Here is a 26,508-nt window from a genome sequence, read left to right on the forward strand (position 1 = left end):
ATTGCGAGCCGAGGACGGCGCGCAGCGCCGTCCGACAGCGACGCAATCCAGGGACATCAAGCAGGGACTGGATTGCTTCGTCGCAAGCGCTCCTCGCAATGACGACCTTGTAGGCCTCGTTTTGTTGATCGCTTTTTCCGTCAGGCTCCGAGAGGCTCGACCAAAGAACGTCTGCCGCCCCTGGATTGCTTGCCATCCGACGGCGCCGCGCGCCGGCCCGCAATGACGAGCAATTGGCCAGATCTATTGCTTTTCTGCTTTGGTCGGATTTTGACGTGGCGCGTCGGCTCTTCCGAATATTGCCGCCACACCGTCCTGACATCAACGATCAGCCCATGCTCAACCGGCAAGAGCCGCGCCGGCCAGACCCGGCCGGCGCGCGCTCGTCACGCCTTCTTGGCGTAGAGCCGGCAATAGCCACTCGGGCTGATCGAGCCCTCGACCGTGATGCAAGAACTCGGCGGTTTGAATTGACGGCAGGTCGCGCAGCTCTTGCCGCCACTGGGCGAAGTCTGGTAGCCCGCGTCGCGCTGCGACGCTTTCTTCGCCACCTGAGCCTCGACCGCCGTCGCGGCAACGCCGAACAACGCCGCCGCACCGGCGGCGTAGGCACCGCGTCGCAGCAGGCGACGCCGGCTCAACGCATCATTGCTGAGGTGTGATGGATGTTTCATTGCTGTTTTCCTCCCTTGGATTGACGATCGCGATGAATTCGACGCGCGGACATGCTGCCGCCGCCGAAGGAAGGCCGATGCCGCGGACGCACCGCCCCATCGGACCTCTTGCTGTCAGCGGCGCGCGCGATCAGGCGCCCCGCCGATTTCTTCGGCCTACCATTTGGCGTTGAGCGACAGCTGCACGAATTGCGCGTCGTAGTTCGGGTTGGTGGCCCCCATCTCGATCAAACGCGAGATCGACGTATCGCTGACATAGAGGTATGGCGACATCAGCTCCTGTTGCCAGTTCTCCACCTTGTTGCGCTCCCAGATGTAGCGGAGCTTGACATAGACCTCGCCGGCCCAGCCGAGTTTGGTGACAATCGACGGATCAACGGTATGCTTGAGCGTGGCGTCGAGCCGCTGAAAATTGGTCTTGACTGTCGGAAATCCCGAGCACGGCACGGCGCCGCAAGACGCCATCGCAAAATCGCGGTATGGCGCGAAGGTCCAATCCTCGTCGGAGAGCGAGATCGAGTAGCCGAGTTTGAGATCGAGCGAGCCCGGGATCAGTTCGACATTTCCAGCAACGATGACGGTGTTGACCGCCTCGCCGGTATGGCTGATGAAGGCGTTGGTGACCGCCGGAAACGTCGTGTTATCGACCGAGTTGTTGATAGTGCCGCTGCCGACCAGGTCGCGATCGAACTCCTCGCGCATATAGGACACCGAGATCGAGTTTCCGGGCCGGAACGTATAGGTGGTATCGAGCCCGACATTCCAAGAATTGTTCTTGCGCAGCCCGAAGAAATTCGGATCGTCGGCGTAGTCTTCGAAGCGCAACCCGCCGGTCGGCGACAAGACCAGCCCCTTCAGAATCGTATTCTCGAACGGCGTCAGGTCGACCATCAGATTGGCCTTGGTCTGATCGCGATCGGCCATGTCGAATTTGCGCATGCGGAAATTGGTGACCTGGGTGCCGGCCGGATCGGTCCAGACATATTGCGCCAAGGCCTGGCCGTCATATTTGTTGTAGCGCCGCTGCGAATATTGCAGGCTGGATCGCAGGGTGATGATATCGGAGGCCCTGAAATCGGCGGTGCCGCGGCCGATGAATTCATTGGTGACGTTGACGTCGCGGCGGGTGCGGTCCCATCGTTCCCAACCGAAGCTCGACCCCAGCGTCGCCCATTTGGTCGGCCGCCATTGCAGCTCTTCGCCGGCGTTCTGCTTGGTGTAGGAATAGGCGAGCGATCGCCGCGGCCCGCCCGCGGCACGATACAACCCGCCGGCCAGTGTCTGCGAAGAATCTTCGACGGTGTAGCTTGGCAGCAGCAATTCGGGGGTCTGGTTGTCGCTGTCATAGATCCGGTAACGGGTCGTGGCGCGCCATTCCGGCGAGAACGGAATCATCAGGCTGGTGTTGTACAGCAGGTTATTGATCTCGCCGTTCAGGCTGGTGGCGGGCAAGCCTGCGGTGGTGAAGGCCGCCGTGCCGCTCGGCAGATAGATGTTGGTATTGGAGGTGAACGGCATGAACGGATCGTTCTGCCGCATCGTGGTGTATTGCAACGTGCTGTTCCAGCGCGCCTTGCGGGGCAGATCGATTCCGCTTGTGACCACCGCGTTATAGGCCTCGTTACTCGGCGCCAGGCTGACGCGGGCAAATTGCGGATAGGAGGCTCGGGTCGCTGCGGTGCTGCTGTCGTAGAACGGATTCTGCACCGTGAACGAGTTGAAGCTGTTGTCGAACACCGACACACCGCCGCCGATATTGATGTTGAAATGGCCGCCCCACGGCGTCGGCCCGAAATACTGGCCGTTGAGCTTGCCGATCTGGGTGGTGTCGTCGATCGGACGCGGCATCTGCACCTGCTGCATCGCCGCGAACGAGCCCATTACCACGCCGGCGGTCTGGATTCCCTCGCGCTTCTCATGCGAATAGCTGGCCTTGACGTCGACATTTTGATTGGGAGTCCAGCGATAGGCGACGGTGCCCTTGTCGCGGCGGATGCCGACATCGATGGTGTTGAATTTTCCCGCCAGGGCATTGGTGACCATCGCCTTGCCGGCGGCGTCGGCGCCGACGGTGGAGCCTGGAATCTGCACCGAAGTCGTCAGCGCGTTGCTGCCGACGCCGTGCCAGATGCTCTGCGCGCTGGTGCTGTAGAGGTGCGGAATCTGGTCCCAGATCAGCGTCAAGTAATGTTCGCCGGTCTTCGACGCGTCGAAAATGTAACGCTGGTTGTTGTTGCCAAGATTGTCGGCCTGCAATTCGCCGGCGTAGATGCCGTCCTTGCCCTGCGCGCTGAGGCGCAGATATTCGGCATAGGGCCCGGGCGGGATGTCGCCGTATTCCTCGAATTTCGAGCGGTTGTTGCGATTGTCGTTGCCCGCGCTGGTCGGCGTCACCCAGGGCGAGGCCGATTTCGGCGGCCGCTTGATAAAGGCGCGCCAGCCGACATCGATCTCGCCCGAATACTCATAGCCCTCCGGCTCGGCCCCGATATCGGCGGGTGGATCGGCCGTGGCATCGGCCGCGTTGGCACCGACCGGCACCGTCAATGCCGCCGCCAGCAGCAGTCTGTAGGTGATCGTCATGTCCAGCCCCCCTCACCAAGATTGACGCGTTGTCGTTTCATCCCTGTTGTTGGCATCGCGAGAGACGGCCGCGCTGGCCGCTCGCGACACGTCAGCGGTGCCACCGCGATCCCGATGGCGCGTTCGATCCGTGAATGTTGGTGTGACAATTCTGACAGGCGTTGCCGACCGCGTAGCGCAGCGTCGCCGCGCCCAGACCCGGCTGGTTATGCGGGTTGGTGTGGCACTGCTGGCACAGCCGTTGCCGGGCGACGACGAGAAGCGATTCGTGGTTCGATCCGTGCGGCTCGTGGCAGTTCAGACAATTCTCGCGCACCGGCGGATGCTCGAACAGGAACGGTCCGCGCTTGTCGGCGTGACACTGGAAGCAGGTGTCGTTGATCGTGGCTTCCTTGAGCAGCTTCTCGGTCGGGCTGCCGTGCGGATTGTGGCAATTGGCGCAGGTGATCTTGTCCTCGCGGATCGGCATGTGCGAGGTGCGCTGCGCCTGCGCCTTGCGGTCCTTGTGGCACTGGAAGCAGGTATCCATCACCTTCTCGGTCTTCAGCTGCTTGTGCAGCGACACCTTGCGCATCACGGTGTGGCAATTGACGCAGGCCAGTCCGCGGGTCTCGTGCGGCGAGCCCTGCCAATAGGTCTGATCGCTCTTCTCGTGACAGGTCAGGCAGACGCCGTTGTAGTCGGCGACGTCGACGCCGCGGCTGTCATTGAGCCGGAACGAGCGGATGCCGCCCTTTTCCCGACCGCCACCGCCATTGACATGGGCGGAGCCGGGACCGTGGCAGGTCTCGCACTCCATCTTGCCTTGCGGCGTCACCTTGCCGGACTTGATGGTGCGGCCCATCACGGTCAGCTGGAATTCATCGAACAGGCCGGCGTGACAGGTCTCGCACGGCTTGGAGCCGACGAAGTAGCGTCCCAGCGGATCGCCCGGCGCCGGCGCCACCATCGGCGCGCGAGTCCCCGTGCCGCCGGACGTCTGCCGTTGCTTCTGCACCGCGATCAGCACCGGCCTGGTTTGATCGCCCCTGGCGGACAGGATATCGACGAAATTGAACTGCGGCGCGGTCTCCGGATTGGGATCGAGATCTTCCAGCGCCACCCAGGTTTTGACGATCTCCTGCTCGCTGCTCGCCTGGCCGCGGCTCGGCGCGCCCGCCGCTGGCGCGACCTCCGGCATCACCGCGACGAAATCCGGCTGGCGCGTCGCCCGGTCTTGGCGAGCGCGCAGGCTGTGCTGGGCGTGAAAATGCAGGATGCGTTGCTCGGCCGTCGTCGCCGCCTTCATCGCCAGGATGACGCGGCTGTATTCGGCGATCTGCTTGATCGCCAAATTGGTGGGAAGCTCGAGCCGCGGCGGACCGTCATGCTGGGTGATGAAGCGCGAGAGCCCGTGCGTCGCGCCAAGTGGTGCGCCGTGCGCGACGCCAAGTGTCGCGCCATGGATCGACCCGCCATGCCCGGCGTCACCGCCCCCTCGCTGCGTGAAGCCGGCATGGGCGGCCGCCGCAGCCGCCGAGCCATAGCCGGGCGCGATCGGCGAGAAATTGGACGTCGCGCCGGCAGGGCTCAAGGCGCGGCGGGCATAGTCGGCGAGTGCGGCGACATCCGGATCGAGCGGCGCGGCAATCGTCGGCGTGAAATCGAGCAGGCCATTGTGGCTGGTCGGCTCCGACGCGAAGTCGGTCGCGATCTGGCCCGCCGCCATCGGCTTGACTTGGTCACCTGCGTCGGCCGGAACCGGCAGCGTCCACAGCGCCACAATGGTCGCTGCCAACAACCAGCCGCCGGCAAGCTTGCCAATGAGGGAGCTGCTCGTTGTGATCCGACTGACGGTAATCCGGCTGAACAACCGCGGCCGATCTTGCGTCGTCGTCGACGAATAAGGTTTGAACGAACCAAGCTTGCACGGATCGGGCTTGTTGATCGCGTCGGGCTCGACCGCCCCACGCTCCACCGAGCCACGATTCATCTCCGGCGCGCCACATCGTGACGCGGCCCGCCGAGAGCCCCCCATCGCAATCCCCCCCAGATCACAACACGCTCGCAGCGTGCTTAACTAACTACCAGGCTAGTTAGTTCGCAGAGCGGCGATCATTGATCGACATCAAATCGTTATCCTCTGCGACAATTTGACATGCGATTAAGCGATGTTTTCAGACCGACAGGCTGGTTTTCACTGCAAGTAATCACCGCCGGTCCGAACAGTCACCAGGACCGCCCGCCCTCGCCGCCGCGCCGGCGCCCCGCAGCAGACCAAAGCAACCGGCAAGTAATCGACGCCAACGAATGACGGAACGCAAAGCACGGCGAGCCGCGTTGTTTGGCATTTACGCTGATGATCGGCCGTGACAAGCCGTCCCAGGCGCCGGCGATCATGGCCGCAGGCGAGGCAAGACATCGGCGGTAATAACAACCGAGGCTACGCGGTTCGACGCGACTGCGCCGCGCTGCAGTGCGAAACGATGCGATCAGCACCAGCGACTCGGACTAAGCACGTCCTCGCCGCCGAAAATTGGCGACCAACCGGCGATTGCCAAGGCGGCGCGACGATCCGACGATCGCCAAGGCGGCGCGACGATTCGGTCGCGGCGGTGCCGCCGCCGGCCGGACCTGTTAGCGCGACGGCCAGCGCGGCGGATGGCTGCCGAGCGGGACCGCGGGGCGTTCCCACCGCGCCGGCGTCCGCGACAGAACCGCCGCATGGCGCACAGCTGATAGCACGCCGAAGCCGGACTCCATCTGGTCGACAAAGCCGCTCGTCGCCTCGGGCTTGATGTCGTCGGCGGCAAGGCCATCTGTGAGCCGTCCCATCTCCCACAGCCATTGGCCGGTGCGCGCCAGCGACACCTGGACATGCCAGCTGCCGCCCTCGCGCGCCTGGCGCGCCTTCGCCATCATCGCGCCCAGCGCCATCAGATAGCCGGTGGCGTGGTCGAGGATCTGCGCCGGCAATTCCTTCGGCCCGGCGACGCCCGCCGCCTGCCCCTCGGCGTGATTGAACCCGGTGGCGCATTGCACCAGCGAGTCGAAGCCGCGGCGCTGTGCCCATGGTCCGGTTCGGCCATAGGCCGACAGCGACACATAGACGATGCCGGGACTGATCGTTGCCGCGTCCTGCGGCGCAAAGCCGAGCGCCGCGAGCGCCTGCGGACGATAGGCTTGCGAGAACATATCGGCGTCCTTGAGCAGGTCGCGCAGCGTGGCGCGGCCGGGCTCGGTTTTGAGATCGGCAAAGCAGGACAGCTTGCCGCGGCCGGTGTCGATGCTGAGCCACGGGATCGCCGGCAGATCCGGACCCGAGACCAGCATGACATCGGCGCCATGCGCCGCCAGGGTGCGCCCGGCGACGGGGCCGGCGATCACCCGCGACAGATCGAGCACGCGCAATCCGGACAACGGCCGCTCCCCGGCCGGCCATGGTTTTGGCGCGGCCTCGCCGATCTTCTCGATCTCGATCAATGGCAGCGCATCCAGCGCCGCAGCCTGCGGCAGCGCCTGCCATTCGTCGCGCGAGCGCATCAGCGCCACCACGCCGCCGGCCGCATAGGCCGTGGTCTCGAAGGCTACGCCGTCCCATCGCATCAGCGCGGCCTGCACCGCGTCGCGCTCCGGCGCGCAGTCGAGCACACGGCAGACGGCGTCGCGATGCTGCGGAAAATTGGTGTGCAGACGGACGTAGCGCCCGCCGCCGACCTGATAGACGCCGGCGATCGGATCCCACAGCGGCGGCGGCGGATCGCCATCGCGGCGCAGATAGCGCTCGGAGCGGCATTCCACCACGGCGTGGCGCATGTCGACCGCGACCTGCTGCGATGGCCCGCCGCGCAGCCGCCCGATCTCCGCGGCCGCCAGCCCCGCCGCGGCGATCGAGACCTGGGCCGCAGCACCGACCCGGAACGACGACGGCAATTGCGGCTCCGCGCCGGTCAGCGTCACGGCATCGAGCGCCGCGGCGTCGCCGCCGACGGAAGCCCAGAGATCGGCGAGCAGGTCGTGTGGGCTTTGCATGAGATGATCCGATGAATTGGTGGCAGACTATAGCGCAGCGGGGTTGTCCTGCGAGAGCTATCAGCAACTTTCGACCGCCGCCAAAACATAGCGTCATTGCGAGCGAAGCGAAGCAATCCAGAGCCGCAAGCACAGACTGGATTGCGTCGTCGCTTCGCTCCTCGCAATGACGCCGTCCCTCAGTGAAAATCCCGCGACGGCGGCAGGATGCGGACGTCGCGCGGGTGGCGGATTCGCTGCGCCGGATTGTCGGGATGCTCGCGGCGGTCGTCATTGAGCGGCTCGATCAGTGCCGGCCCGGTGGGGATCGCCGGCCGCGCCGCCAGATTGTCGGACAAGCGCGCCATCTCGAAACTGCGATCGCTCATCCGCTCGGCGACCAGATGCACCACGCCTTCGGGGCTGGCCTGGATTCGGCCCTCGACCAGCAGCAGCCGCGCGCCCATCACCTCCTTGCGAAATTTTTCCATCACGCTCGGCCACACCACCACATTGGCGATCCCGGTCTCGTCTTCCAGCGTCATGAAGATCACGCCCTTGGCGCTGCCCGGCCGCTGTCGCACCAGCACCACGCCGGCGCAGCGCAGCCGCCGTCCGTTGCTACGCATCGCGGAGACGCTGCGGCAGGTGACAACCTTTTCGGCATCGAACATCGCGCGCAAGAATTCCATCGGATGGCCTTTCAGCGACAGCCGGACGGTCTGATAATCGGCCACCACATGTTCGGCGACCGGCATCTGCGGCAAGGGTTGCGCCGCCTCATCCGGCTGCTCGCGCGCGGCAGCCGCCTCGAACAGCGGCAGCGCCACGTCGTCGGGCAGCCGCCGCACCGCCCATAGCGCGGCGCGGCGGTCGAGCCCGAGCGAGCGGAACGCATCGGCATCCGCCAGCAGGATCAGCGCCCGCTTCGGCAAGGCGGTGGCGCGGGCGAATTGCTCCAGCGACGTGAACGGCCCCCGCGCCCGCGCCGCTTCGATACGCGCGGCCCAGTCCTCCGCTGCCGGCTTGCCGGCGGCGCGCCGCGCCCGCTCCTCGTCGGGATCGGCCCAGACGAAGCCGTCGATCTGGCGGAAGCCGAGACGCAGCGCGCAATACTTGCCGCAGCGTTCCTCCAGCGTGGACTGGCCGTGGCTGAAGCCGATATCGACCGGGCGCACCGTGACGCCATTGGCACGGGCATCGCCGACGATCTGCGCCGGCGCGTAGAATCCCATCGGCTGCGAATTCAGCAGCCCGCAGCAGAACGCGTCGGGATGAAAATGCTTCAGCCAGGACGAGACATAGACCAATTGGGCGAAGCTCGCGGCGTGGCTTTCCGGAAAGCCGTAGCTGCCGAACCCCTTGATCTGCTCGAAGCAGTTTTGCGCGAATGCCGGGTCGTAGCCGCGCGCCACCATATTGCTGACCATGCGGGCCTCGAAGCTGCCGATGGTGCCGACATTGCGGAACGTCGCCATCGCCCGGCGCAGCCCGTTGGCCTGCTCCGGGGTGAATTTCGCCGCCTCGATCGCGATCCGCATCGCCTGTTCCTGAAACAGCGGCACGCCGAGGGTCTTGTGCAGCACTTTGCGCAACTCATCCTTGTCGCCGTGCAGCGGCGACGGCGACGGATACTCGACCTTTTCGAGATTGTTTCGCCGCCGCAAGTAAGGATGCACCATGTCGCCCTGGATCGGCCCCGGCCGCACGATCGCGACCTCGATCACCAGATCGTAGAACCGGCGTGGCTTCAGCCGCGGCAGCATGTTCATCTGCGCCCGGCTCTCGACCTGGAACACGCCGAGCGATTCGCCCCGGCACAGCATGTCGTAGACCGCCGGCACCTCGCGCGGCACGCTCGCCAGCTCCCACCATTCGGCCTTGTGATCGGCGATCAGGTCGAAGCATTTGCGGATGCAGGTCAGCATGCCGAGCGCCAGCACGTCGACCTTCATCATCTTCAACGTGTCGATGTCGTCCTTGTCCCATTCGATGAAGGTGCGGTCTTCCATCGCCGCATTGCCGATCGGCACATAGCTGTCGAGCCGGTCCTGGGTCAGCACATAGCCGCCGACATGCTGCGACAGATGCCGCGGAAATTCGAGCAGTTCGGCGGCCAGCTCCACCGCGCGGGCGATCATCGGATTGTGCGGATCGAGCCCGGCCTGCCTGATCTGGGTCTCGTTGAGGCCGGGCCCCCAGCTGCCCCACACCGTATCGGCCAGCGCCGCGGTGACGTCCTCGCTCAGCCCCAGCGCCTTGCCGACGTCGCGGATCGCCGAGCGCGGGCGATAATGGATCACGGTGGCGACGATGGCAGCGCGGTGGCGGCCGTAGCGGCGATAGACATATTGCATCACCTCCTCGCGGCGGATGTGCTCGAAATCGACGTCGATGTCGGGCGGCTCCAACCGCTCCTTGGAGATGAAGCGCTCGAACAACAGGTCGATCTCGGCCGGATTGACCGCGGTGATGCCGAGCACGTAGCACACCGCAGAATTCGCCGCCGAGCCCCGGCCCTGGCACAGGATATTCTGCGAACGGGCGAAGCGGACGATGTCGTGCACGGTGAGGAAGTAATGCGCGTAGCGCAGCTTGCGGATCAACCGCAGCTCCTTGCGCAGCACCTTCTTGGTGCGCGGCGGAATCCGCGCCGGAAATGCCTGATGCGCGCCGGACCAGGTCAGGTCCTCGAGATGCCGCTGCGCCGTCTTGCCGGCCGGCACCGGCTCGTCGGGATATTGATATTTCAGCTGATCCAGCGAGAACGCTATCCGATCGGCAAAGCGCATGGTTTCGGCGATCGCGTCTGGGGCGTCGCGAAACAGCCGAAGCATCTCTTGCGCCGGCTTGAGGTGGCGCTCGGCATTGGCCTCGAGCCGCTTGCCGATAGTGTCGATACTGGCCTTCTCGCGGATGCAGCTCAGCACGTCCTGCAACGGCCGGCGATCGGGGTGATGATACAGCACCTCGTTGCTGGCCAGCAGCGGCACGCCGGCGGTGACGGCGAGGCGCTGCAGGCGGGCCAGCCGCCGGCGGTCGTCGCCGCGATACAACAGGCTGGCGCCGAGCCAGACCCCGTCGGCGCGGCTTTGCCGCAACTGCGCCAGCACGTCGAGTGCCGCGGTGTTGTCGAAGCGATGCGGCAGCGCCAGCACCAGCAACTGGCCCTCCGCATAGGCCAGCAGATCGGCCAGCGTCAGGTGGCATTCGCCCTTGCCGGCCAGGCGCTTGCCATGGGTCAGCAGCTGGCACAGCCGGCCATAGGCGGCGCGGTCGCGCGGATAGGCCAGGATGTCCGGCGTGCCGTCGCAAAACACCAGCCGCGACCCGATCAGCAGTTTCGGTTTGGATTGGAGTTCGGGATCGTCGAGCGCCTTGTAGGCGCGGACCACGCCGGCCAGCGTGTTGCGGTCGGCGATGCCGATCGCGGCCAGCCCCAGCACGGCGGCCTCGTGGACATAGTCCTGCGGATGCGAACCACCGCGCAGGAAGGAGAAATTGGTGGTGACGCCGATCTCCGCATAGGCCGGGGCGCTCATATAAGCCTCCTCAAATATGAGCAGTTCAATTCGTCATTGCGAGCGTAGCGAAGCAATCCAGGGGCTCAGTGCACGACGCTCCTGGATTGCTTCGTCGCTTCGCTCCTCGCAATGACGTTGAGGGAGTGCTCATGCGAACAGCCCGTGCATGAACCAGTTCGGCTGGCCGGCGGATGCCTCGACCTCGCGGCCGTAGAGGCCGTCGCGATACAGCCAGAACCGCAACCCGGTCTCGTCCTCGACGCGGAAGTAATCGCGGGTCAACGCCGCGCCGTCGGCGCGCCACCATTCCATCGCGACGCGCTCGGGGCCTTCGGCGCGCACCACCGCGTGGTGGGCGCGGCGCCAGCGGAATTGCGCCGGCGGGCCGTCCGGTACCCCGGCGATCACCTGGATCGGCTCCGGATGTTCGAACAGCCGCAGCGGCCGCAGCGGCGGTTCGTCGGCGATGCGCGCCGGCCACACCGCCTGCGCGGCGGCGGTCAGATGCCGCTGCGCCGACAGCGCCAGCGCGGCGCGCTCCGGAATGTGGGTGTCCTGCGGCAGATGCACCACGACGCGGCGGGGGCCGAGCCGCGCCGCGAGGCGGTCGAGCAACGCCGCCAGCTCATCATTGTCGTGCACATGGGCGTCGAGATCGCTTTGCTGCTGCACCACGATCTCGGTGCGGCTGGCGGACAGCCGGATCAGATCGAAGCCGAAGCCGGGATCGAGCGGGTCGGCGATGGCGGCGAGCCGCTCGGCGAACAGCCGGTCGATCATCGCCGCCTTGGTGACCGGCTGGCCGGTGTCGACCGCGATGGTGCGTACCGCGCCGTCGGTGCGGAAGAAACTGGCCTGCAAGCGCCGCGCGCCCTTGCCCTGGCGGTCCATCGCGGCGACCAGCATCTGCGCCAGACCAGACAGCGTCGCGACGATCACGCCGTCGGTGGCGATGGGCTCGGCGAAGCGTTTTTCCACGATGTAGTCCGGCAGCGGCTGGCGCGGCGAGATCGGCGCCTCGCTTTGCCCCAGCGCCTGCTCCAGCCGCGCGGTGAAGGCGGCGCCGAACCGCGCGGTGATCTCGTGGCGGGCGCGCGACGCGACGTCGCCGATGCTCTTCAACCCGGCGCGGCGCAGCCCGCCGACGATCGCCGCATCGACGCCGAGCGCCGCCACCGGCAGCGGCGCCACCGCCATGGCCTCATCGCCATCGGGGACGATATGGCCATGACGCGCGCGGCTAAGGGTGCGGGCGCATACCGAGGTCGAGGCGATCGCCGCGCTGACCGCAAAGCCCTGCGCGGTCAGCGCCGTGCATAGCATCCGCAGCAGCGCGGCCTCGCCGCCGAACAGATGGGCGCAGCCGGTGATATCGAGCAGCAAGCCGTCCGGACCATCCAGCGCCACCAGCGGGGTGAAGCGGTCGCACCAATCGGCGATATGATCGCGCGTGCGCGCATCGGCAGAATCGTCGGCGTCGAACACCTGCAGCTCGGGGCAGATCGCCCGCGCATTGGCGAGCGGCACGCCGATAGCAAGCCCGATCACGGAGGCGGCGTGATCCAGCGCCACGACCTGCAGCGCGTTATTGTGTTTGGCGACGACGATCCACGGAGGGCTCGCCGCGCTAACCGGCGCGGCGTTGCCATGCGATTGCAGCCGCCGCAGGCGGTCGGTCGGCAGGCGCGGCAGCCACAGGCTGAGGATGCGCCGGCGCGTCACGGAAAAGGCACTCATCACACTTCCATTCCATGATCCAGCGGCCGTTCGGGCCATGACGATTGCGCACCAGCGCGGTCTCCAGCACCGGCGCGCCCCAGATCTGTTGCCAGGGCGGCGTGCCGGGCCGCGGCGGCGAATGCGCCGCGCGCACGATCCATCGGGTCTCGGCGCTGGACGGCAGCGGCGTCGCCGCCACCCGCAGCACCAGGCCGGTGACGCCGGAGCCGCGCGCCGCCAGCGTCAGCTTGCGCGAGGCGACCAGATCGAGATGCCGGCTCTCGCCCCAGATCTCGAGCACCACGCAGCCCAGCGCGTCGCAGGCCAGCGCATCGGCGGCGGCGCGCAGCGCGGCTTCGGCATCGGGCGCGTGCACGGTGACCAGCAGACGCGGATCGAGACCGAGTTCGCCAAAGCCGTTCGGCGACAGCGCGCCGGATTCGCGCTCGGCGAAATCCTGCCGCACCCATAGCAGCGGCCGCGTGCCGATCCGCCGCGCCAGGCCGGCGACGAAGCCGGTCGCCGCCGCGCCATGCCGGCCGGCCTCGGCGAACACCTCGTGCAGCGCGCCCCGCGCCAGCCCGCCCTGCAGCGCGGCATCGGCCTCGGCATGGCCCAGCGCCACCCGGCGCAGCTGCTGCGCCTCGCTGTTGCTCTCGATCCGCTCAATATCGCCGCGCAAATCCGCAAGCGCGCTCAGGCGTGCGCTCATCATGCGCCGCTCCTTTGAATTGTCTGCCGTCACAGGTTTGGGTGAACCTGCTTCCGGCTCATTTGTTCATGGTATGTTCTAATATAAAGCTAACCCCGGCCGCAGAGTCAATCGGCATCGCGAGCCAGATTTTTTGCCGAGCTGAATCAACATCTTCGCCCTGGCGCGCGGCGCCGCGCGATCGCCCGCGGCTTGCTGGCGGCGGCCAAGCCCGGCATAAAGCGCCATGACTGACCAACGCCAATTGCTGCGCGCGATGTTCGACGCCGCCGTCGCCGCCGCGCATCCCGACCATGTGCTCGGCCCGCATCTGCCCCCGGCGCCGCGCGGCCGGGTGATCTGCCTCGCCGCCGGCAAGGGCGCCGCCGCGATGGCGGCCGCCGCCGAACGGCATTATCTCGACGATCTCGGGCTCGAACCATCGCGGCTGGTCGGCATCGCCACCACCCGCCATGGCCATCGCGTGCCGACCCGGCGTATTGAGGTGATCGAGGCCGGCCATCCGGTGCCGGATGCGGCCGGATTGCGCGGCGCCGAAGCCAGCCTGGCGCTGGCGCAGGAAGCCGGCGCCGACGATCTGCTGCTGGTGCTGCTGTCAGGCGGCGGCTCGGCAAACTGGATCGCGCCGGTCGCGGGCGTGTCCTTCGCGCAGAAGCAGGAGTTGACGAAGGCGCTGCTGCGCTCCGGCGCGCCGATCGGCGAGGTCAACACCGTGCGCAAACATCTGTCGCGGATCAAGGGCGGTCGGCTCGCCCGCGCCGGCCAGCGCGCCGAGATCGTCACCCTGGCGATCTCCGACGTGCCGCGCGACGAGCCCTCGGCAATCGCCTCCGGCCCGACCGTGCCGGATCCCACCACGCTGGAGGATGCCCGCGCCATCGTGGCGCATTACGGATTGTACGTCGACGACGCGATCCGCCGCGCGCTCGACGATCCCGGCAATGAAAGCTGCAAGCCCGGCGACGCCGCCTTCGCCCGCGCGCGGTTCGAACTGATCGCGCGGCCGCGACAATCGCTCGATGCCGCGATCAAGCTGGCCTGCGACGCCGGCTACACCATCGTCGATCTCGGCGCCGATCTCGAAGGCGAGGCCCGCGATGTCGCCGCCGCGCACGCCCGGATCGCGCTGCAGGCGCGCGCCGACGGCCAGCGGCTGGCGATCATGTCGGGCGGCGAGCTAACGGTGACGGTGCGTGGCACCGGCCACGGCGGCCCCAATCAGGAATATGCGCTGGCGCTGGCGATGCATCTGAAGGACACGCCCGGAATCGCCGCGCTGGCCGCCGACACCGACGGCGCCGATGGCGGCGCCGGCAGCGCCAGCGATCCGGCCGGCGCCATCATCGACGACGCGACATTTGCGAAAATCAATTCGCTCGGCCTCGACCCCGCCGCCCATCTCGCCAATAACGACGCCACCGCATTCTTCGCCGCCACCGGCGATCTTTTGCTCAGCGGACCGACGCTGACCAATGTCAACGATATCAGGGTGATTTTGATTTGATGGCCGGTGCCGCTGCGAAACATGCGTGCCCCGCTGTGGCGGCAATGAAGCGCTTTGCCTGACAGCGAAGCGGGGTCCCGGTTCTGCGGAGCAGCACTACGTGCTGCACCGCGCCCGGGACACGGTGGTTGGGCAGCTGCGATGAGGCACGCTGCGTCGCGCGCCGGCCTTGGCTTGCAATAACAAGCGCCGCTACACCGCCGGCTTCGGCTGGCTGCGCTCCAGCGACGACAAGGCCTTCTGCAGCACCGAGCGCACGCGTTCGCTGTCGGCCGGGGTCACGGCCGCGGGATCGAGATAGAAATCCAGCCCCGGTATCCGCTCCATCACCACCTCGCCTTCGCCCGATGAGCTGTCGATCAGCGCGTCGACCGAATACGGCACCACCTCGCGGCTGATGCCCTTCATGGTGATCGACGGCAGCGTGTGCGCGGCGATCACGTCGTTGACCAGCGCGAAGGTCTCGTAGCTGATGACGATGCCGCCCGGCTCGGCGATCGATTGCAGCCGTGCCGCGAGGTTGGCCTCGGCGCCGATGATGGTGTAGTCCATCCGGTCGGCGCTGCCGAAATTGCCGACATTGCAATAGCCGGAATTGATGCCGATCCGCGCCCGGAACGGCTGTTCGATCCCGGCCGCGCGCCATTTCGCATTGAGCTCGGCGAGCCGGCGCTGCATCGCCCAGGCCATCCGCAGGCAGGCCTGCGCGTCGGCGCGGTCGCCGTTGGTTTCCGGATCGCCGAAGAAGATCAGCATCGCATCGCCGATGAATTTGTCGATGGTGCCGCCATGCTGATGGGCGATCGCCGACATTTCGGTGAAATATTCGTTGAGCAGCTGGGTGATCAGTTCCGGCTGCAGGCGCTCGGTGGTGGCGGTGAAATTCTGAATGTCGGAAAAGAAGATCGTCAGCTTCTTGCGCTCGGTATTGATGGTGACGTCCTTCTGGCCGCTGAAGATGCTCTTGTAGACCTGCGGCGAGATGTAGCGCGAGATCTTCATCGACAGCGCCGCCAGGAAATCATTGTTGGTTTCGAGCTCCTTGTTCATCGCCACGATGCGCCGGGCCTGACGCCGCTGCATCCCTAAGAACGAGATGCCGCTGATCGCGGCGAACACGAAGTAAGCCAGCAGATATTTGAACGAAAACAGGTTGGCGGCGATCGGCTGGGTGACCGTGACCTCCTGGATGCCGCGCACGTCGCCGACCTTCCAGTCCCGCTTCGGGCTCTCGGGATGGACGTTGTGACACGCGACGCAGGCCTGGCCCATCACCACCGGCGCGACCAGCCGGACGCTGTCGGAGAGCAGCGACGTCGAGGTGTCGACAATGTCCTGGCTGGCGTCCTTGCGCAGGCTGTCGAGCGCGCCGCGCTCGAACGCGTCCAGCTGATGCGGCTTGCGGTTGGCAAAGGGGAAATCGGACACGAAGCGATAGCTGATATTGGCCTGCTGCGCGCCGATCACCTTGCCGAGCTCGAGCGACAGCGTGGCCGGAATCGGAATAGCGCCCGGGACGCTCTCGTAATCATGGATCACCTTGACCGATTCCGGGTGAGCCAGCACCCGTCCAACCACGTTGCTGGCGTAATAGCCGCGAACGCTGGTGATGATGGAATTGAGATCGGCGGCCTGCCGGCGCAGCCCCACCTCGGCCAGATTGGTGAGATCGAGCCACACCGCCAGCGGCAACGCCAGCAGCAGGACGACGATCAGAAACCCGGTCAACCATCCACGGGCGCGAAGATTCTCGGGATTTACGTTGTTCATCTGCCGCTATGCTCACGCTGATGGGGTCGGACCGGGTCGGAACCTAAAGCGGGAGCCGCTCGAAGGGAAGTTTGGCGGTACCGACACACAGCCGGCGCGGGCGATCGAAGGCGCCGACGGCCCCCGGACCGTGTCGGATCCGCAGACAGCACCATCGATTGGTGGCAGGACGATCAAAATGCTATCGGCGCTTGTGGGCCAATGCCGGACCGTCGCCGGGGCGACACCCCTCACTTCCCCGCGGGAGTCGCGGGAGCCGTGGGAGTCTTGTCAGGAGTTTTGCCGACCGTCTTCACCGGCCGGCCCTGGGTGATGAAGGCGTAATGGCCGCTGGCGATGCTGCCGATCATCAGCGCCTCGACCACCGGCTCGGCGATCTCGCCCGACGCCGCCCAGTCGACGACGAAATTGGCGCCGGTGCCGCCGCGGATATCGGTGGAGGCGACATAGGCCTCGATGGTCGAAAACGGCTTCAGCGCCACCGGCGCCTTGAGAAAGCTCTCGACCAATTGCCCCGCGGTGTCGAAATAGGCGATCCGCCGGATCACCAGCGGCATAGTCTCCGAAGCGTTATGTACGCTCAGCGTCACCGAGAAATCGGCGCGCAGTTTGCCCTTGCTCATCGAGACGCTCGAATAGGCCGGCACGTAGAACGATCCCGTCACGCCGAGCGGCGGCGCCGGCATGGCGGTCAGCGAGGCGGCGAAATTCTGCGCGATGTCGAGCGGCTCGGCGACGGCGGGCGGCGTCGCCAGCAGACAAATCAGGCCCAGCGCGGCCACAGCGGCGCGACTACGGCGGATCGCTCGGCGGCGCGGTGCAATTAGGTCTTTGATCGGCATGGCCCCACCTTATAGTCTGCAAAAACGTCTGCGAATCTTGGGATACGACAACGGTTTTGGTGCATGCACGAGCTTATTGCCGACATCACATTATGCATCCTGTTCGCCTGGATGCTCGGGCTGTTGGCACATTTCTTTCGACAACCACTGATCCTCGCCTACCTTATCGCCGGCTTCGCGATCGGTCCATTCGGCCTTGGATTGATCAAGTCGCAGGATTCGATCGCGGTGATTTCCGAACTCGGCCTGATCTTCATGCTGTTCATGATCGGGCTGGAGATCGACCTCAAGAAGATCGTGCGGGCCGGCAGCGTGATCCTGGTCGCCGCCGGCGGCCAGCTGGTCGGCGGCTGCCTGCTCGGCGCGCTGTTCTTCTCGGCGATCGGCATGTCGTTCAACGGCGCCGGCTTCGACGCGGTCTATCTGTGCGTCGCCTGCGCACTGTCCTCCACGGTGATCATCGTCAAGGTGTTGTACGAAAAGCGCGAACTCGACACCCTGCCCGGCCGCATCACGCTCGGCATTTTGGTGCTGCAGGATATTTTCGCGATCCTGTTCCTGGCGGTGCAGCCCAGCCTCGCCGACCTGCAGATCGCCGTATTCCTGCTGTCGATCGGCCGGGTGGTGGTGCTGGTGGCGACCGCGCTGGTGCTGTCGCGCTACGTGCTGCCGCGCCTGTTCCACCGCATCGCCCGCACCCCCGAACTGGTGCTGCTGGGCGCGCTGGCCTGGTGCTTTTTGATCGGCGAGATCGCCGAGCGGCTGCATCTGTCGCGCGAAATGGGCTCGCTGGTGGCCGGGGTGTCGCTGTCGACCTTTCCCTACGCGCTCGACGTCACCGCCAAGGTCACGACGCTGCGCGACTTCTTCATCACGCTGTTCTTCGTGGCGCTCGGCATGACCATCCCGATTCCGAACGGCTCGGTGATCGGGCTGGCGCTGGCGATCGCCGCTTTCACCATCGTCAGCCGGGTGCTGACCACCTTCGTGCCGCTCTATCTGATGAAACAGGGGCTGCGCGCCAGCCTGCTGCCCGCGCTCAACCTGGCGCAGATCAGTGAGTTTTCGCTGGTGGTGATCCAGACCGGCATCGTCGCCGGCCACATCACCACCCAGACCGCCAGTGCGGCGTCATTCGCCTTCGTGATCCTCGCCGTGCTGTCGACCTTCGCGATGGTGCGCAGCGACCAGATCACCCGGCTGGCGATCGGCGGCCTGAAGCGGATCGGGCTGCGCGATCTCGACCATGCCGCCACCGCCGAAGCCGGCCATGAGTCCGGCCACGCCGCGCGCCGCATCGTCATTCTCGGCTTCTTCCGCGCCGCCAGCGCGCTGCTCAGCGAGATCGAACGCCAGAACGAGGAATTGCTGAAGCAGATCACCGTCATCGACTTCAACCCGAACGTATTCCGGACGCTGCTGCAGCGCGGCGTGCATGTGATCTATGGCGACATCAGCAGCGTCGATACGCTGCTGCATGCCGGCGTCGCCAATGCCGAGATTATCATTCTCAGCGTGCCGGATGCGCTGCTCAAGGGCGCCAGCAACGAGAAGCTGGTGCGCCATGTCCGCAGCCTCAATCCGACCGCGCGGATTGTCGCCACCGCCGAGCTGCTGTCGGATGTCGGCGACCTCTACGCCGCCGGCGCCGACTACGTCACGGTGACGCGGATCACCGACGCCCATGAATTGTACACGGTGATCGACGCCGCCGATCAGGGCCTGCTCGACGACAAGCGCGCCGAACTCGACGCCCGCTTAAGCGAACGGCGCGAGGTTTTGCCATAGAGGCTGACTGAAAAAAGCGATCAATAGAATCAAGACTTCAAGGCCGTCATTGCGAGGAGCACTTGCGACGAAGCAATCCAGTCTGTGCTTGGCACACCTGGATTGCTTCGCTTTCGGACGGCGCTACGCGCCGGCCTCGGCTCGCAATGACGAATCAAGCCTGATTTCAGTGATTTCTTTTTCAGTCAGACTCTTAGGCGGCCGATCGACGACCGCGGCAAACGCGACCGATCGCGGCTTCAGAAATCGCGTGCGATGGTGGCCAGCATCGCCAGCAATGCGTCGCGGTTGGCGGGGCCCAGCACCTCGCTCAATCGCGCCTCATGCTTGGTCGCGACCAATTTCTTGGCCCGCGCCAAAGTGGCGCGGCCCTTGTCGGTCAGCATCAGGATGTGCGAGCGGCGGTCATTGGGTGAGCGGGTGCGCAGGCATAAGTCCCGGCTCTCCAGCGCATCGAGCATCGCCACGAAGTTCGGCCGCAGGATGCCCAGCGTGGTGGCGATCTCGGTCTGGTTACGGCCCGGATTGGCGTCGAGCAGCAGCAGCACGGAGAATTGCGCCGGCGTCAGCTGCAGCGGGGCGACGCAATGCAGGAAGTCCTCGAACACCCGCAGCTGCGCGCGCTTGAGCGCATAGCCCAGCAGCTCGGACAATTCGCCCAGCGCCAGCGCCCCGCCGTCGGCGACCGGCTCGACCGCCTTGCGCCCGGCCCGCGACGCCTTGACAATAGCGGGTCTTGAAGCAGTCATCGCCCGGTGCTCGCGATCCAGATAAAGTGTCTCTCAAGGCCCGCGCGGCATCGCGGGCCTTGAGATTATAATCGATAATTGTTATGCACCATACCAAATACGCCGCGCAGAATTCAACTGCCGGAAGGCGACGGACAACCGGGCTCGCGGCCCGCAGCAGTCCGCCGCGTGAGGGGAGCGCCAGGCTTTGAACACCACGATTTTGCTGTTCCTGCTGCAGGACGGCATCACCACCGGCGCGATCTACGCGCTGCTCGGCCTGTCGCTGGTTCTGGTGTTCGCGGTGACGCGCGTGATCCTGATTCCGCAGGGCGAATTCATCACCTATGGGGCGCTGACCTACGCCACGCTGGCGACCGGCAATGTGCCGGGCACCGCGCGGCTGGCGGTGGCGATGGGCGTGGTGGCGTTCGTCTTCGACATCTTCGCCGCGCGAAAATCGCTGCACGCCAAGCGGATCGCCCGCGCGGCGCTGGTCGATCTCGGCTTTCCGCTCGCGGTGCTCGGCCTGACCATGGCGCTGGCCGGCCCCCACACCCCGATCGCGGTCAATATCGCGCTGGCGCTATTGATCGTCGCGGCGATCGGGCTTTTTCTCTACCGGATCGCGTTTCAGCCGCTGGCCCATACCTCGGTGCTGGTGCTGCTGATCGCCTCGGTCGGCTGCCATCTCGCGCTGCAGGGCTTCGGGCTGGTGTTCTTCGGCGCCGAGGGCCTGCGCGGCCCGCCGGTCTCCGACGCCGCGGTCACGCTCGGCCCCCTGCGCTTCACCGGCCAGAGCATCGCGGTCTATGCCATCACCATCGCGCTGATCGTGGCGTTGTGGCTGTTCTTCGGCTTCACTTTGTACGGCAAGGCGCTGCGCGCGACCGCGGTGAACCGGCTCGGCGCCCGGCTGGTCGGGATCCGGACCTCGCTGAGCGGCCAGATCGCCTTCCTGCTGGCCTCGGTGATCGGCGCCGTCTCCGGCATCCTGATCGTGCCGATCACCACCTTGTATTACGACACCGGATTCCTCATCGGCTTGAAAGGCTTCGTCGCCGCGATCATCGGCGGGCTGGTCAGCTATCCGCTCACCGCGATCGCCGCGCTGGCGGTCGGCATCGTCGAGGCGTTCTCGTCGTTCTACGCCTCGAACTACAAGGAAGTGATCGTCTTCACACTGATCCTGCCGGTGCTGGTGCTGCGCTCGCTCGCCGCCCCCGCGGTCGAAGAAGAGAAGGATTGAGCGCGATGTCCCGGCTCGTCCCGATCGCCCTGTTCGCGCTGCTGATGGCGGCGCTGCCACTCATCCCCGGCATGCCGCCGTTCTGGATCGTGCTCCTGGACAATATCGGGCTCGCAGCCCTGGTGGCGATGGGCCTGGTGCTGCTGACCGGCGTCGGCGGCCTGACCTCGTTCGGCCAGGCGGCGTTTTGCGGCTTCGGCGCCTATACCACCGCGGTGCTGACCACGGCTTACGGCGTCTCGCCTTGGCTGACGCTGCCGCTGGCGCTGATCGTATCGGGCGGCGCCGCGGTGCTGCTCGGGCTGATGACGGTGCGGCTGTCCGGCCATTATCTGCCGCTCGGCACCATCGCCTGGGGCATCAGCCTGTATTATTTGTTCAGCAAGCTGGAATTCCTCGGCCGCAATGACGGCATCTCGCGAATTCCGCCGCTGCAGATCGGCAGCCTGAAGATGCTCGATCCCGGCACGATCTATTACGTGATCTGGATCGCGGTGCTGATCTGCGCGCTGCTGAGCATGAACCTGCTGGATTCCCGCACCGGCCGCGCGATCCGGGCGCTGCGCCGCGGCCATATCGCCGCCGAGGCCTTCGGGGTGCAGACCGCGCGCGCCAAGCTCTTGGTGTTCATCTATGCGGCGGTGCTGGCCGGGCTGTCGGGCTGGCTCTATGCGCATTTCCAGCGCGCCGCCAACCCGACCCCGTTCGGGCCGCAGGCCGGCATCGAATATCTGTTCATCGCCGTGGTCGGCGGCGCCGGCTATGTCTGGGGCGGCGTGCTCGGCGCGGCGCTGGTGGTGATCCTCAAGGAAATCCTGCAGGGCTATCTGCCCTTGCTGTTCGGCGGTCAGGGCCAGCTCGAAATCATCGTGTTCGGAATCATGCTGGTGGTGCTGCTGCAGCTGGCGCCGACCGGCGTATGGCCGTGGTTGACCGCGCTGCTGCCGTTCAAGTCGCGCCGCGCTGTGCCGGACGCCGCGGCGTCGCTGCCGCCGCGCGCGCGTGGCGCCGCCCGATCCGGTGCGCTGCTCCAGGTCGATGGCGCGCGCAAGCAGTTCGGCGGCGTGCTGGCGGTCAACGACGTCTCGTTCGAGGTCGGCGCCGGCGAGATCGTGGCGCTGATCGGCCCCAATGGCGCCGGCAAGAGCACCACCTTCAACCTGATCACCGGCGTCCTGAGCGCCAGCGGCGGCAGCATCGCCGTGCAGGGTAAGACCATCGACAACGCACCGCCGCAGGAGGTGGTCAAGCTCGGCATCGCCCGCACCTTCCAGCACGTCAAGCTGGTGCCCGACATGACCGTGCTGGAGAACGTCGCGATCGGCGCGCATCTGCGCGGAACGGCCGGCGTGTTCGCCAGCATGTTGCGGCTCGACCGCGCCGACGAAGCGCGCCTGCTCGCCGAGGCAGCGCGGCAGATTGACCGCGTCGGCCTGTCGGCCGAGATCGATCAGCTCGCCGGCAGCCTGTCGCTGGGCCAGCAGCGCATCGTCGAGATCGCGCGCGCGCTGTGCGCCGATCCGATCCTGCTGCTGCTGGACGAGCCCGCCGCCGGGCTGCGGCATATGGAAAAGCAGCAACTCGCCGCGCTGCTGCGGCAATTGCGCGACGGCGGGATGTCGGTGCTGCTGGTCGAACACGACATGGGTTTCGTGATGGATCTGGCCGACCGCATCGTGGTGCTGGATTTCGGCACAAGGATCGCCGAGGGCACGCCGGAGGCGATCAAGGAAAATCCCGACGTGATCAAGGCCTATCTGGGAGCGGTGGCATGACGACCGACAAGCCCGCGCTGTTGCAGGTCACCGACGTGTCGGTCGCCTATGGCAAGGTCGAGGCGGTGCGCGGGGTAACGCTCGAGGTCCGCGCCGACGAGATCGTCACCATCATCGGCGCCAATGGCGCCGGCAAGACCACGTTGCTCAACGCCGTGATGGGCATCCTGCCGCTGAAGGGTGACGTCCGTTTCGGCGGCGACACCATCGCGCAGCAGGATATCGAGGACCGCGTCGCCGCCGGCCTGTCGCTGGTGCCTGAGCATCGCGAATTGTTCGGCACCATGAGCGTCGAGGACAATCTGCAGCTCGGCGCGTTCCGGATCGCCAAGGCGGTCGCGGCGCAATCCTTCGAGCGGGTCTACACGCTGTTTCCGAAATTGAAGGAACGCCGCAGCCAGTTGGCCGGCACGCTCTCGGGCGGCGAGCAGCAGATGCTGGCGATGGGTCGCGCCCTGATGGGCGCGCCGAAGCTATTGATGCTCGACGAGCCGAGCCTTGGGCTGGCGCCGATCATCGTCGCCGATATCTTCCGCACCGTCTCCGAGCTGAAAGCCGCCGGCGTCTCGGTGCTGCTGGTGGAGCAGAACGCCAAGGCGGCGCTGCGGATCGCCGACCGCGCCTATGTGATGGAGCTCGGCGAATTCGTGCTCGATGGCACCGCGTCCGAGATCGCCGCCAACGCCGCCGTCGAAGCGAGCTATCTGGGATTCACGCCGGCCGGGTGATCACCGTGATCGGCATCGCGCGAGCATGATGCACATAGCCCGTCATTGCGAGCGCAGCGAAGCAATTCAGGGGCGCCGTGCACTGCGCCCCTGGATTGCTTCGTCGCTACGCTCCTCGCAATGACGGCTCAAACGTTTTCTCGTCCAGCTTTCGGATCCATCGCCAGCCTCACGCGGCTTTGGCGGCGGTTTCCGGGGTGACGTCGATCTGCACCACGCGGTTGCGCCCGCGATCCTTGGCCTGATACAGCGCCTGGTCGGCGAGCCGCATGATGCTGGACAGATCGATCTCGCCGACATGCGACGTCAGCCCGATGCTGACGGTGATCTGCACGGAGGCCTCGTCCACGGCGACGGCGGTGGCGCAGAGATCGCGCAGGGCTTCGGCGCGGCAGACCGCGTGTTCGGCGTTGGCGCCGACCAGCAGCGCGGCGAATTCCTCGCCGCCGTGGCGCGCGATCAGCAGATCATTGGCTTCGGCAAAGCGGCGCAAGATGCCCCCGATCTCGGCCAGCACCCGATCGCCGAACTCATGGCCGAACTGATCGTTGATCGATTTGAAGCGGTCGATATCGCACATCAGTGCGACCACTTCGTGGTCGGACTGCGCCTGCTCCAGAATCGCAGTCGCCGCCTCGTCGAAGCCGCGCCGGTTGAGCAGACCGGTGAGCGGGTCGGTGCGGGCCGCGCGCGCCAGCTCGGTCCGCGCCAGCGTCAATTGCTGCTGCACCAGCGCCGAGCGATAGCTCAGCGCGGCAGACAGCGACGCCGAGACAATCACGCTGACCAGGATCGAGGACAGGATGACCTGACCGACCGGTACCGTCGCGCTGAGGTCACCCCCCAGATGGAGGACGACCGTGATCGCGGTCACCAGGCCGGTCAACGAGACCGTGATGGCGACACGGCCGGCCGTGTAGCGAACAATATCCCGACGGGTGAGGACCTGGCTCGTCATGCTGCCCCATTGCTGCCCGGCAAATATACCAGGCAAACTTTTCATGGAATGTTAAGGGGGCCCCGTCCACCGGACTGGTTGACCAAGTCTTAACGGCGAAAGCCGGCCTCCTTGCGAAGGCCGGCTCCGGAGAAGCCGATCGGCAAGCTGAGTGGCGCTTACTTCGCCATCACGTATTTGCCGTTCTTGACCGTCAGCAGGATGCGCGAGCGGTCGTCGAGGCCGTAGCGGTCCTTCTCGGTGAAGTTGTAGACGCCCTGGCTGGCGGCGATGTCCTTCTCGGTGATCAACGCCTTGCGGATCGCGTCGCGGAATTCCGGCGTGCCGGGCTTGGCCGTCTTCAGCGCCACCGGGATGACGCGCTCCAGAACCAGGAAGGCGTCGTAGGAATGGCCGGCGAACTGGCTGCGGCTGTTCGGGCCGTATTTCTCCTCATAGGCTTTCACCAGCGCCAGTCCGGGCTTCTTGGTCAGCGCGCTGTCGTCCTGATCCTCCGGATCCATCACCGGACCCGACGCCATCAGCACGCCTTCGGCGGATTTGCCGGCGATGCGGATGAAGTCCATCGAGGCGGCGCCGTGGGTCTGGTAGATCAGGCCCTTGTAGCCGCGATCGCGCAGCGCGGTCTGCGGCAACGCCGCCGCGGTGCCGGAGGCGCCGACCAGAATGGCGTCCGGATTGGCGGCGACCAGCTTCAACACCTGCCCGGCGACCGAAGTGTCGGGCCGCGCGAAGCGCTCCTCGTCGACGATCTTCAGGCCCATCGCTTCACCCTGCTTCTTCAGGTCGTTGAACCACAAATCGCCATAGGAATCCGAATAGCCGATATAGCCGACGGTCTTGATGTTGTGCGCCTTCATGTGCTCGTACAGCACCTTGCCCATGATCGGGATCGGCTGCGGCATCGCCACGCTCCACTTGGCGCGCTCCGGCGTGATCGGGAACGGGGCCAGACCGATATGCGGAATTCCCGCCTCATTGGCGACGTTGGACACCGCCACGGTCGGCGGCGTGGTCGACGAACCCATGATGACGTCGGCCTTCGACTCGGTGACGAAGCGCCGCGCATTGGTGGTGGCGGCGGTCGGATCGCCGCCATCGTCGAGCACGATCACTTTCAGCGGCACGCCGCCAATTTCCTTTGGCACGAATTCAAGCGCGTTGCGCTCCGGAATGCCGAGCGCTGCCGCCGGACCCGTGGTGGTGACGGTGACGCCGATGGTGATCTCGCTGGTCTGAGCCAGCGCGACCGATCCCGGCAGCGCCAGCGCCGCAGCGATCGCAACGGCAGACATACCAAATTTCTTCATACGTTCCTCCCTCAAGGTTTGTTCTGGTTGGTGTCGAACAGACCGGCTTTTGCCAGCGTCTTTGGTTGGTCGTCTATTCTTATGTCAGGCGGAGGCTCAAGTCAGCCCCTCGTGGCTCGAACTCAGCCCCGCATGAATTTCGCAATAATGTCCTGTGGTACCGGAGCCGATTTCAACCGGGTCGGATCGTCGGGGTGGCGTCCGACCAGAACCCTGGTCTCGAACGCCTCGATCGCCAGCTGGTCGCCCTTGAACACCTTGTGGGTGACCTCGAAGCTGGCGCGCTTGAAGCTCTCGACCCGGCTTTCGATCGTGATCCAGTCGCCATGGGTCGAGGGGATGTGGAATTTCGCCCGCGTGTCCACCATCGGGATTCCGACCAGCCCGTAGTGCCGGATGATGTCCTGCTTGGAGCATCCGGCAGCCTCGAACAGGATCGAGGTCGAATCGTCGAACATCGCAAAGTAGCGCGGGTAATAGACGATATTGGCCGGGTCGCAATCACCCCACTGGATCTGCACGTCACGGCGATTGCTGAACATGAGCGGTTGCTGAGGCATCAGGTGCTCGTCGAACCGAGACATCGCGGCATTGGAAGCGCGCACCCTCTCCCGCGGGGAGAGCGCGCGAGGTCTCTCGTTACGTCCAAACCCC

Annotated in this window: 18 protein-coding genes; 5 read left to right on the top strand and 13 right to left on the bottom strand. The window is 65.9% G+C overall.

Annotation, left to right across the window (positions count from 1 at the left end; genetic code table 11):
• Positions 1-386 precede the first annotated feature (386 nt).
• The 7 genes from RBJ75_RS11265 to RBJ75_RS11295 all read right to left on the bottom strand — a co-directional run bounded on the left by RBJ75_RS11265 (position 387) and on the right by RBJ75_RS11295 (position 13,205).
• On the bottom strand, positions 387-674 hold the full coding sequence (locus tag RBJ75_RS11265) for a hypothetical protein (protein ID WP_044416878.1): 288 nt from the start codon (positions 672-674) through the stop codon (positions 387-389).
• 156 nt (positions 675-830) lie between these two features.
• The gene (locus RBJ75_RS11270) at positions 831-3,257 is read right to left on the bottom strand and encodes an MtrB/PioB family decaheme-associated outer membrane protein (protein WP_044416880.1); all 2,427 of its coding nucleotides are present in this window, start codon (positions 3,255-3,257) and stop codon (positions 831-833) included.
• Positions 3,258-3,348: 91 nt separating this feature from the next.
• Positions 3,349-5,034 (bottom strand): DmsE family decaheme c-type cytochrome, encoded by a 1,686-nt coding sequence (locus RBJ75_RS11275; RefSeq protein ID WP_234707519.1) that lies wholly within the window; start codon positions 5,032-5,034, stop codon positions 3,349-3,351.
• An 839-nt stretch (positions 5,035-5,873) separates the two neighbouring features.
• Complete coding sequence (locus RBJ75_RS11280; RefSeq protein WP_044416882.1) at positions 5,874-7,268, bottom strand: CoA transferase; 1,395 nt, start codon at positions 7,266-7,268, stop codon at positions 5,874-5,876.
• 179 nt (positions 7,269-7,447) lie between these two features.
• The gene (locus RBJ75_RS11285; protein ID WP_276156799.1) at positions 7,448-10,789 is read right to left on the bottom strand and encodes an error-prone DNA polymerase; all 3,342 of its coding nucleotides are present in this window, start codon (positions 10,787-10,789) and stop codon (positions 7,448-7,450) included.
• Between the two features lie 129 nt (positions 10,790-10,918).
• Entirely contained in the window at positions 10,919-12,508 is a 1,590-nt protein-coding gene (locus RBJ75_RS11290) for a Y-family DNA polymerase (RefSeq protein WP_044410105.1), read from the bottom strand.
• Complete coding sequence (locus RBJ75_RS11295; protein ID WP_044410108.1) at positions 12,399-13,205, bottom strand: ImuA family protein; 807 nt, start codon at positions 13,203-13,205, stop codon at positions 12,399-12,401. Before RBJ75_RS11295 ends, RBJ75_RS11290 begins: the two co-directional genes overlap by 110 nt.
• A gap of 223 nt (positions 13,206-13,428) precedes the next feature.
• Here RBJ75_RS11295 and RBJ75_RS11300 point away from each other — a divergent pair, with 223 nt between their 5' ends.
• The gene (locus tag RBJ75_RS11300; protein ID WP_044410111.1) at positions 13,429-14,706 is read left to right on the top strand and encodes a glycerate kinase; all 1,278 of its coding nucleotides are present in this window, start codon (positions 13,429-13,431) and stop codon (positions 14,704-14,706) included.
• A gap of 192 nt (positions 14,707-14,898) precedes the next feature.
• On the opposite strand, the gene RBJ75_RS11305 is transcribed toward RBJ75_RS11300, so the two are convergent.
• Positions 14,899-16,476: an adenylate/guanylate cyclase domain-containing protein gene (locus RBJ75_RS11305; RefSeq protein ID WP_044406211.1), complete on the bottom strand. Its 1,578-nt coding sequence runs from the start codon at positions 16,474-16,476 to the stop codon at positions 14,899-14,901.
• A 230-nt stretch (positions 16,477-16,706) separates the two neighbouring features.
• Positions 16,707-17,318 carry a DUF3124 domain-containing protein gene (locus RBJ75_RS11310; protein WP_044406208.1) on the bottom strand — a complete coding sequence of 204 codons (612 nt, stop codon included), beginning with the start codon at positions 17,316-17,318 and terminating at the stop codon, positions 16,707-16,709.
• 63 nt (positions 17,319-17,381) lie between these two features.
• Here RBJ75_RS11310 and RBJ75_RS11315 point away from each other — a divergent pair, with 63 nt between their 5' ends.
• On the top strand, positions 17,382-19,106 hold the full coding sequence (locus RBJ75_RS11315; protein WP_044406205.1) for a cation:proton antiporter: 1,725 nt from the start codon (positions 17,382-17,384) through the stop codon (positions 19,104-19,106).
• A gap of 239 nt (positions 19,107-19,345) precedes the next feature.
• Here the strand turns inward: RBJ75_RS11315 and RBJ75_RS11320 are convergent, their stop codons facing one another.
• Entirely contained in the window at positions 19,346-19,855 is a 510-nt protein-coding gene (locus RBJ75_RS11320; protein ID WP_044414635.1) for a MarR family winged helix-turn-helix transcriptional regulator, read from the bottom strand.
• A 187-nt stretch (positions 19,856-20,042) separates the two neighbouring features.
• Between RBJ75_RS11320 and RBJ75_RS11325 the strand changes: the two genes are divergently transcribed.
• Genes RBJ75_RS11325 through RBJ75_RS11335 form a run of 3 tightly spaced genes read left to right on the top strand, consistent with a single transcriptional unit; the run spans position 20,043 to position 23,586 of the window.
• Positions 20,043-21,083, top strand: a complete 1,041-nt coding sequence (locus tag RBJ75_RS11325; RefSeq protein ID WP_044414634.1) for a branched-chain amino acid ABC transporter permease — start codon at positions 20,043-20,045, stop codon at positions 21,081-21,083.
• Positions 21,084-21,088: 5 nt separating this feature from the next.
• Positions 21,089-22,858, top strand: a complete 1,770-nt coding sequence (locus tag RBJ75_RS11330; RefSeq protein WP_044414633.1) for an ABC transporter permease subunit — start codon at positions 21,089-21,091, stop codon at positions 22,856-22,858.
• A complete protein-coding gene (locus RBJ75_RS11335; RefSeq protein WP_044414632.1) occupies positions 22,855-23,586 on the top strand; it encodes an ABC transporter ATP-binding protein in 732 nt (243 codons plus the stop codon). The genes RBJ75_RS11330 and RBJ75_RS11335 overlap by 4 nt, the downstream gene beginning before the upstream one ends.
• 169 nt (positions 23,587-23,755) lie before the next feature.
• Here RBJ75_RS11335 and RBJ75_RS11340 read toward each other — a convergent pair whose 3' ends face one another.
• From RBJ75_RS11340 to RBJ75_RS11350, 3 genes are all read right to left on the bottom strand, one after another.
• Positions 23,756-24,544 carry a GGDEF domain-containing protein gene (locus tag RBJ75_RS11340; protein WP_044414631.1) on the bottom strand — a complete coding sequence of 263 codons (789 nt, stop codon included), beginning with the start codon at positions 24,542-24,544 and terminating at the stop codon, positions 23,756-23,758.
• Positions 24,545-24,702: 158 nt separating this feature from the next.
• Positions 24,703-25,854, bottom strand: a complete 1,152-nt coding sequence (locus tag RBJ75_RS11345) for an ABC transporter substrate-binding protein (protein WP_044414630.1) — start codon at positions 25,852-25,854, stop codon at positions 24,703-24,705.
• Positions 25,855-25,976: 122 nt separating this feature from the next.
• Positions 25,977-26,396, bottom strand: a complete 420-nt coding sequence (locus RBJ75_RS11350; RefSeq protein WP_044414636.1) for an acyl-CoA thioesterase — start codon at positions 26,394-26,396, stop codon at positions 25,977-25,979.
• Positions 26,397-26,508: the final 112 nt, after the last annotated feature.

The organism is Rhodopseudomonas sp. BAL398 (assembly GCF_033001325.1).
Taxonomy (GTDB): domain Bacteria; phylum Pseudomonadota; class Alphaproteobacteria; order Rhizobiales; family Xanthobacteraceae; genus JARJEH01.

Coding starts and splice junctions, on each gene's coding strand:
- RBJ75_RS11350 (WP_044414636.1), bottom strand. CDS start 26,396: ATGTTCAGCAATCGCCGTGACGTGCAGATCCAGTGGGGTGATTGCGAC.
- RBJ75_RS11285 (WP_276156799.1), bottom strand. CDS start 10,789: ATGAGCGCCCCGGCCTATGCGGAGATCGGCGTCACCACCAATTTCTCC.
- RBJ75_RS11335 (WP_044414632.1), top strand. CDS start 22,855: ATGACGACCGACAAGCCCGCGCTGTTGCAGGTCACCGACGTGTCGGTC.
- RBJ75_RS11270 (WP_044416880.1), bottom strand. CDS start 3,257: ATGACGATCACCTACAGACTGCTGCTGGCGGCGGCATTGACGGTGCCG.
- RBJ75_RS11280 (WP_044416882.1), bottom strand. CDS start 7,268: ATGCAAAGCCCACACGACCTGCTCGCCGATCTCTGGGCTTCCGTCGGC.
- RBJ75_RS11320 (WP_044414635.1), bottom strand. CDS start 19,855: ATGACTGCTTCAAGACCCGCTATTGTCAAGGCGTCGCGGGCCGGGCGC.
- RBJ75_RS11290 (WP_044410105.1), bottom strand. CDS start 12,508: ATGAGTGCCTTTTCCGTGACGCGCCGGCGCATCCTCAGCCTGTGGCTG.
- RBJ75_RS11340 (WP_044414631.1), bottom strand. CDS start 24,544: ATGACGAGCCAGGTCCTCACCCGTCGGGATATTGTTCGCTACACGGCC.
- RBJ75_RS11305 (WP_044406211.1), bottom strand. CDS start 16,476: ATGAACAACGTAAATCCCGAGAATCTTCGCGCCCGTGGATGGTTGACC.
- RBJ75_RS11265 (WP_044416878.1), bottom strand. CDS start 674: ATGAAACATCCATCACACCTCAGCAATGATGCGTTGAGCCGGCGTCGC.
- RBJ75_RS11310 (WP_044406208.1), bottom strand. CDS start 17,318: ATGCCGATCAAAGACCTAATTGCACCGCGCCGCCGAGCGATCCGCCGT.
- RBJ75_RS11315 (WP_044406205.1), top strand. CDS start 17,382: ATGCACGAGCTTATTGCCGACATCACATTATGCATCCTGTTCGCCTGG.
- RBJ75_RS11300 (WP_044410111.1), top strand. CDS start 13,429: ATGACTGACCAACGCCAATTGCTGCGCGCGATGTTCGACGCCGCCGTC.
- RBJ75_RS11295 (WP_044410108.1), bottom strand. CDS start 13,205: ATGATGAGCGCACGCCTGAGCGCGCTTGCGGATTTGCGCGGCGATATT.
- RBJ75_RS11345 (WP_044414630.1), bottom strand. CDS start 25,854: ATGAAGAAATTTGGTATGTCTGCCGTTGCGATCGCTGCGGCGCTGGCG.
- RBJ75_RS11330 (WP_044414633.1), top strand. CDS start 21,089: ATGTCCCGGCTCGTCCCGATCGCCCTGTTCGCGCTGCTGATGGCGGCG.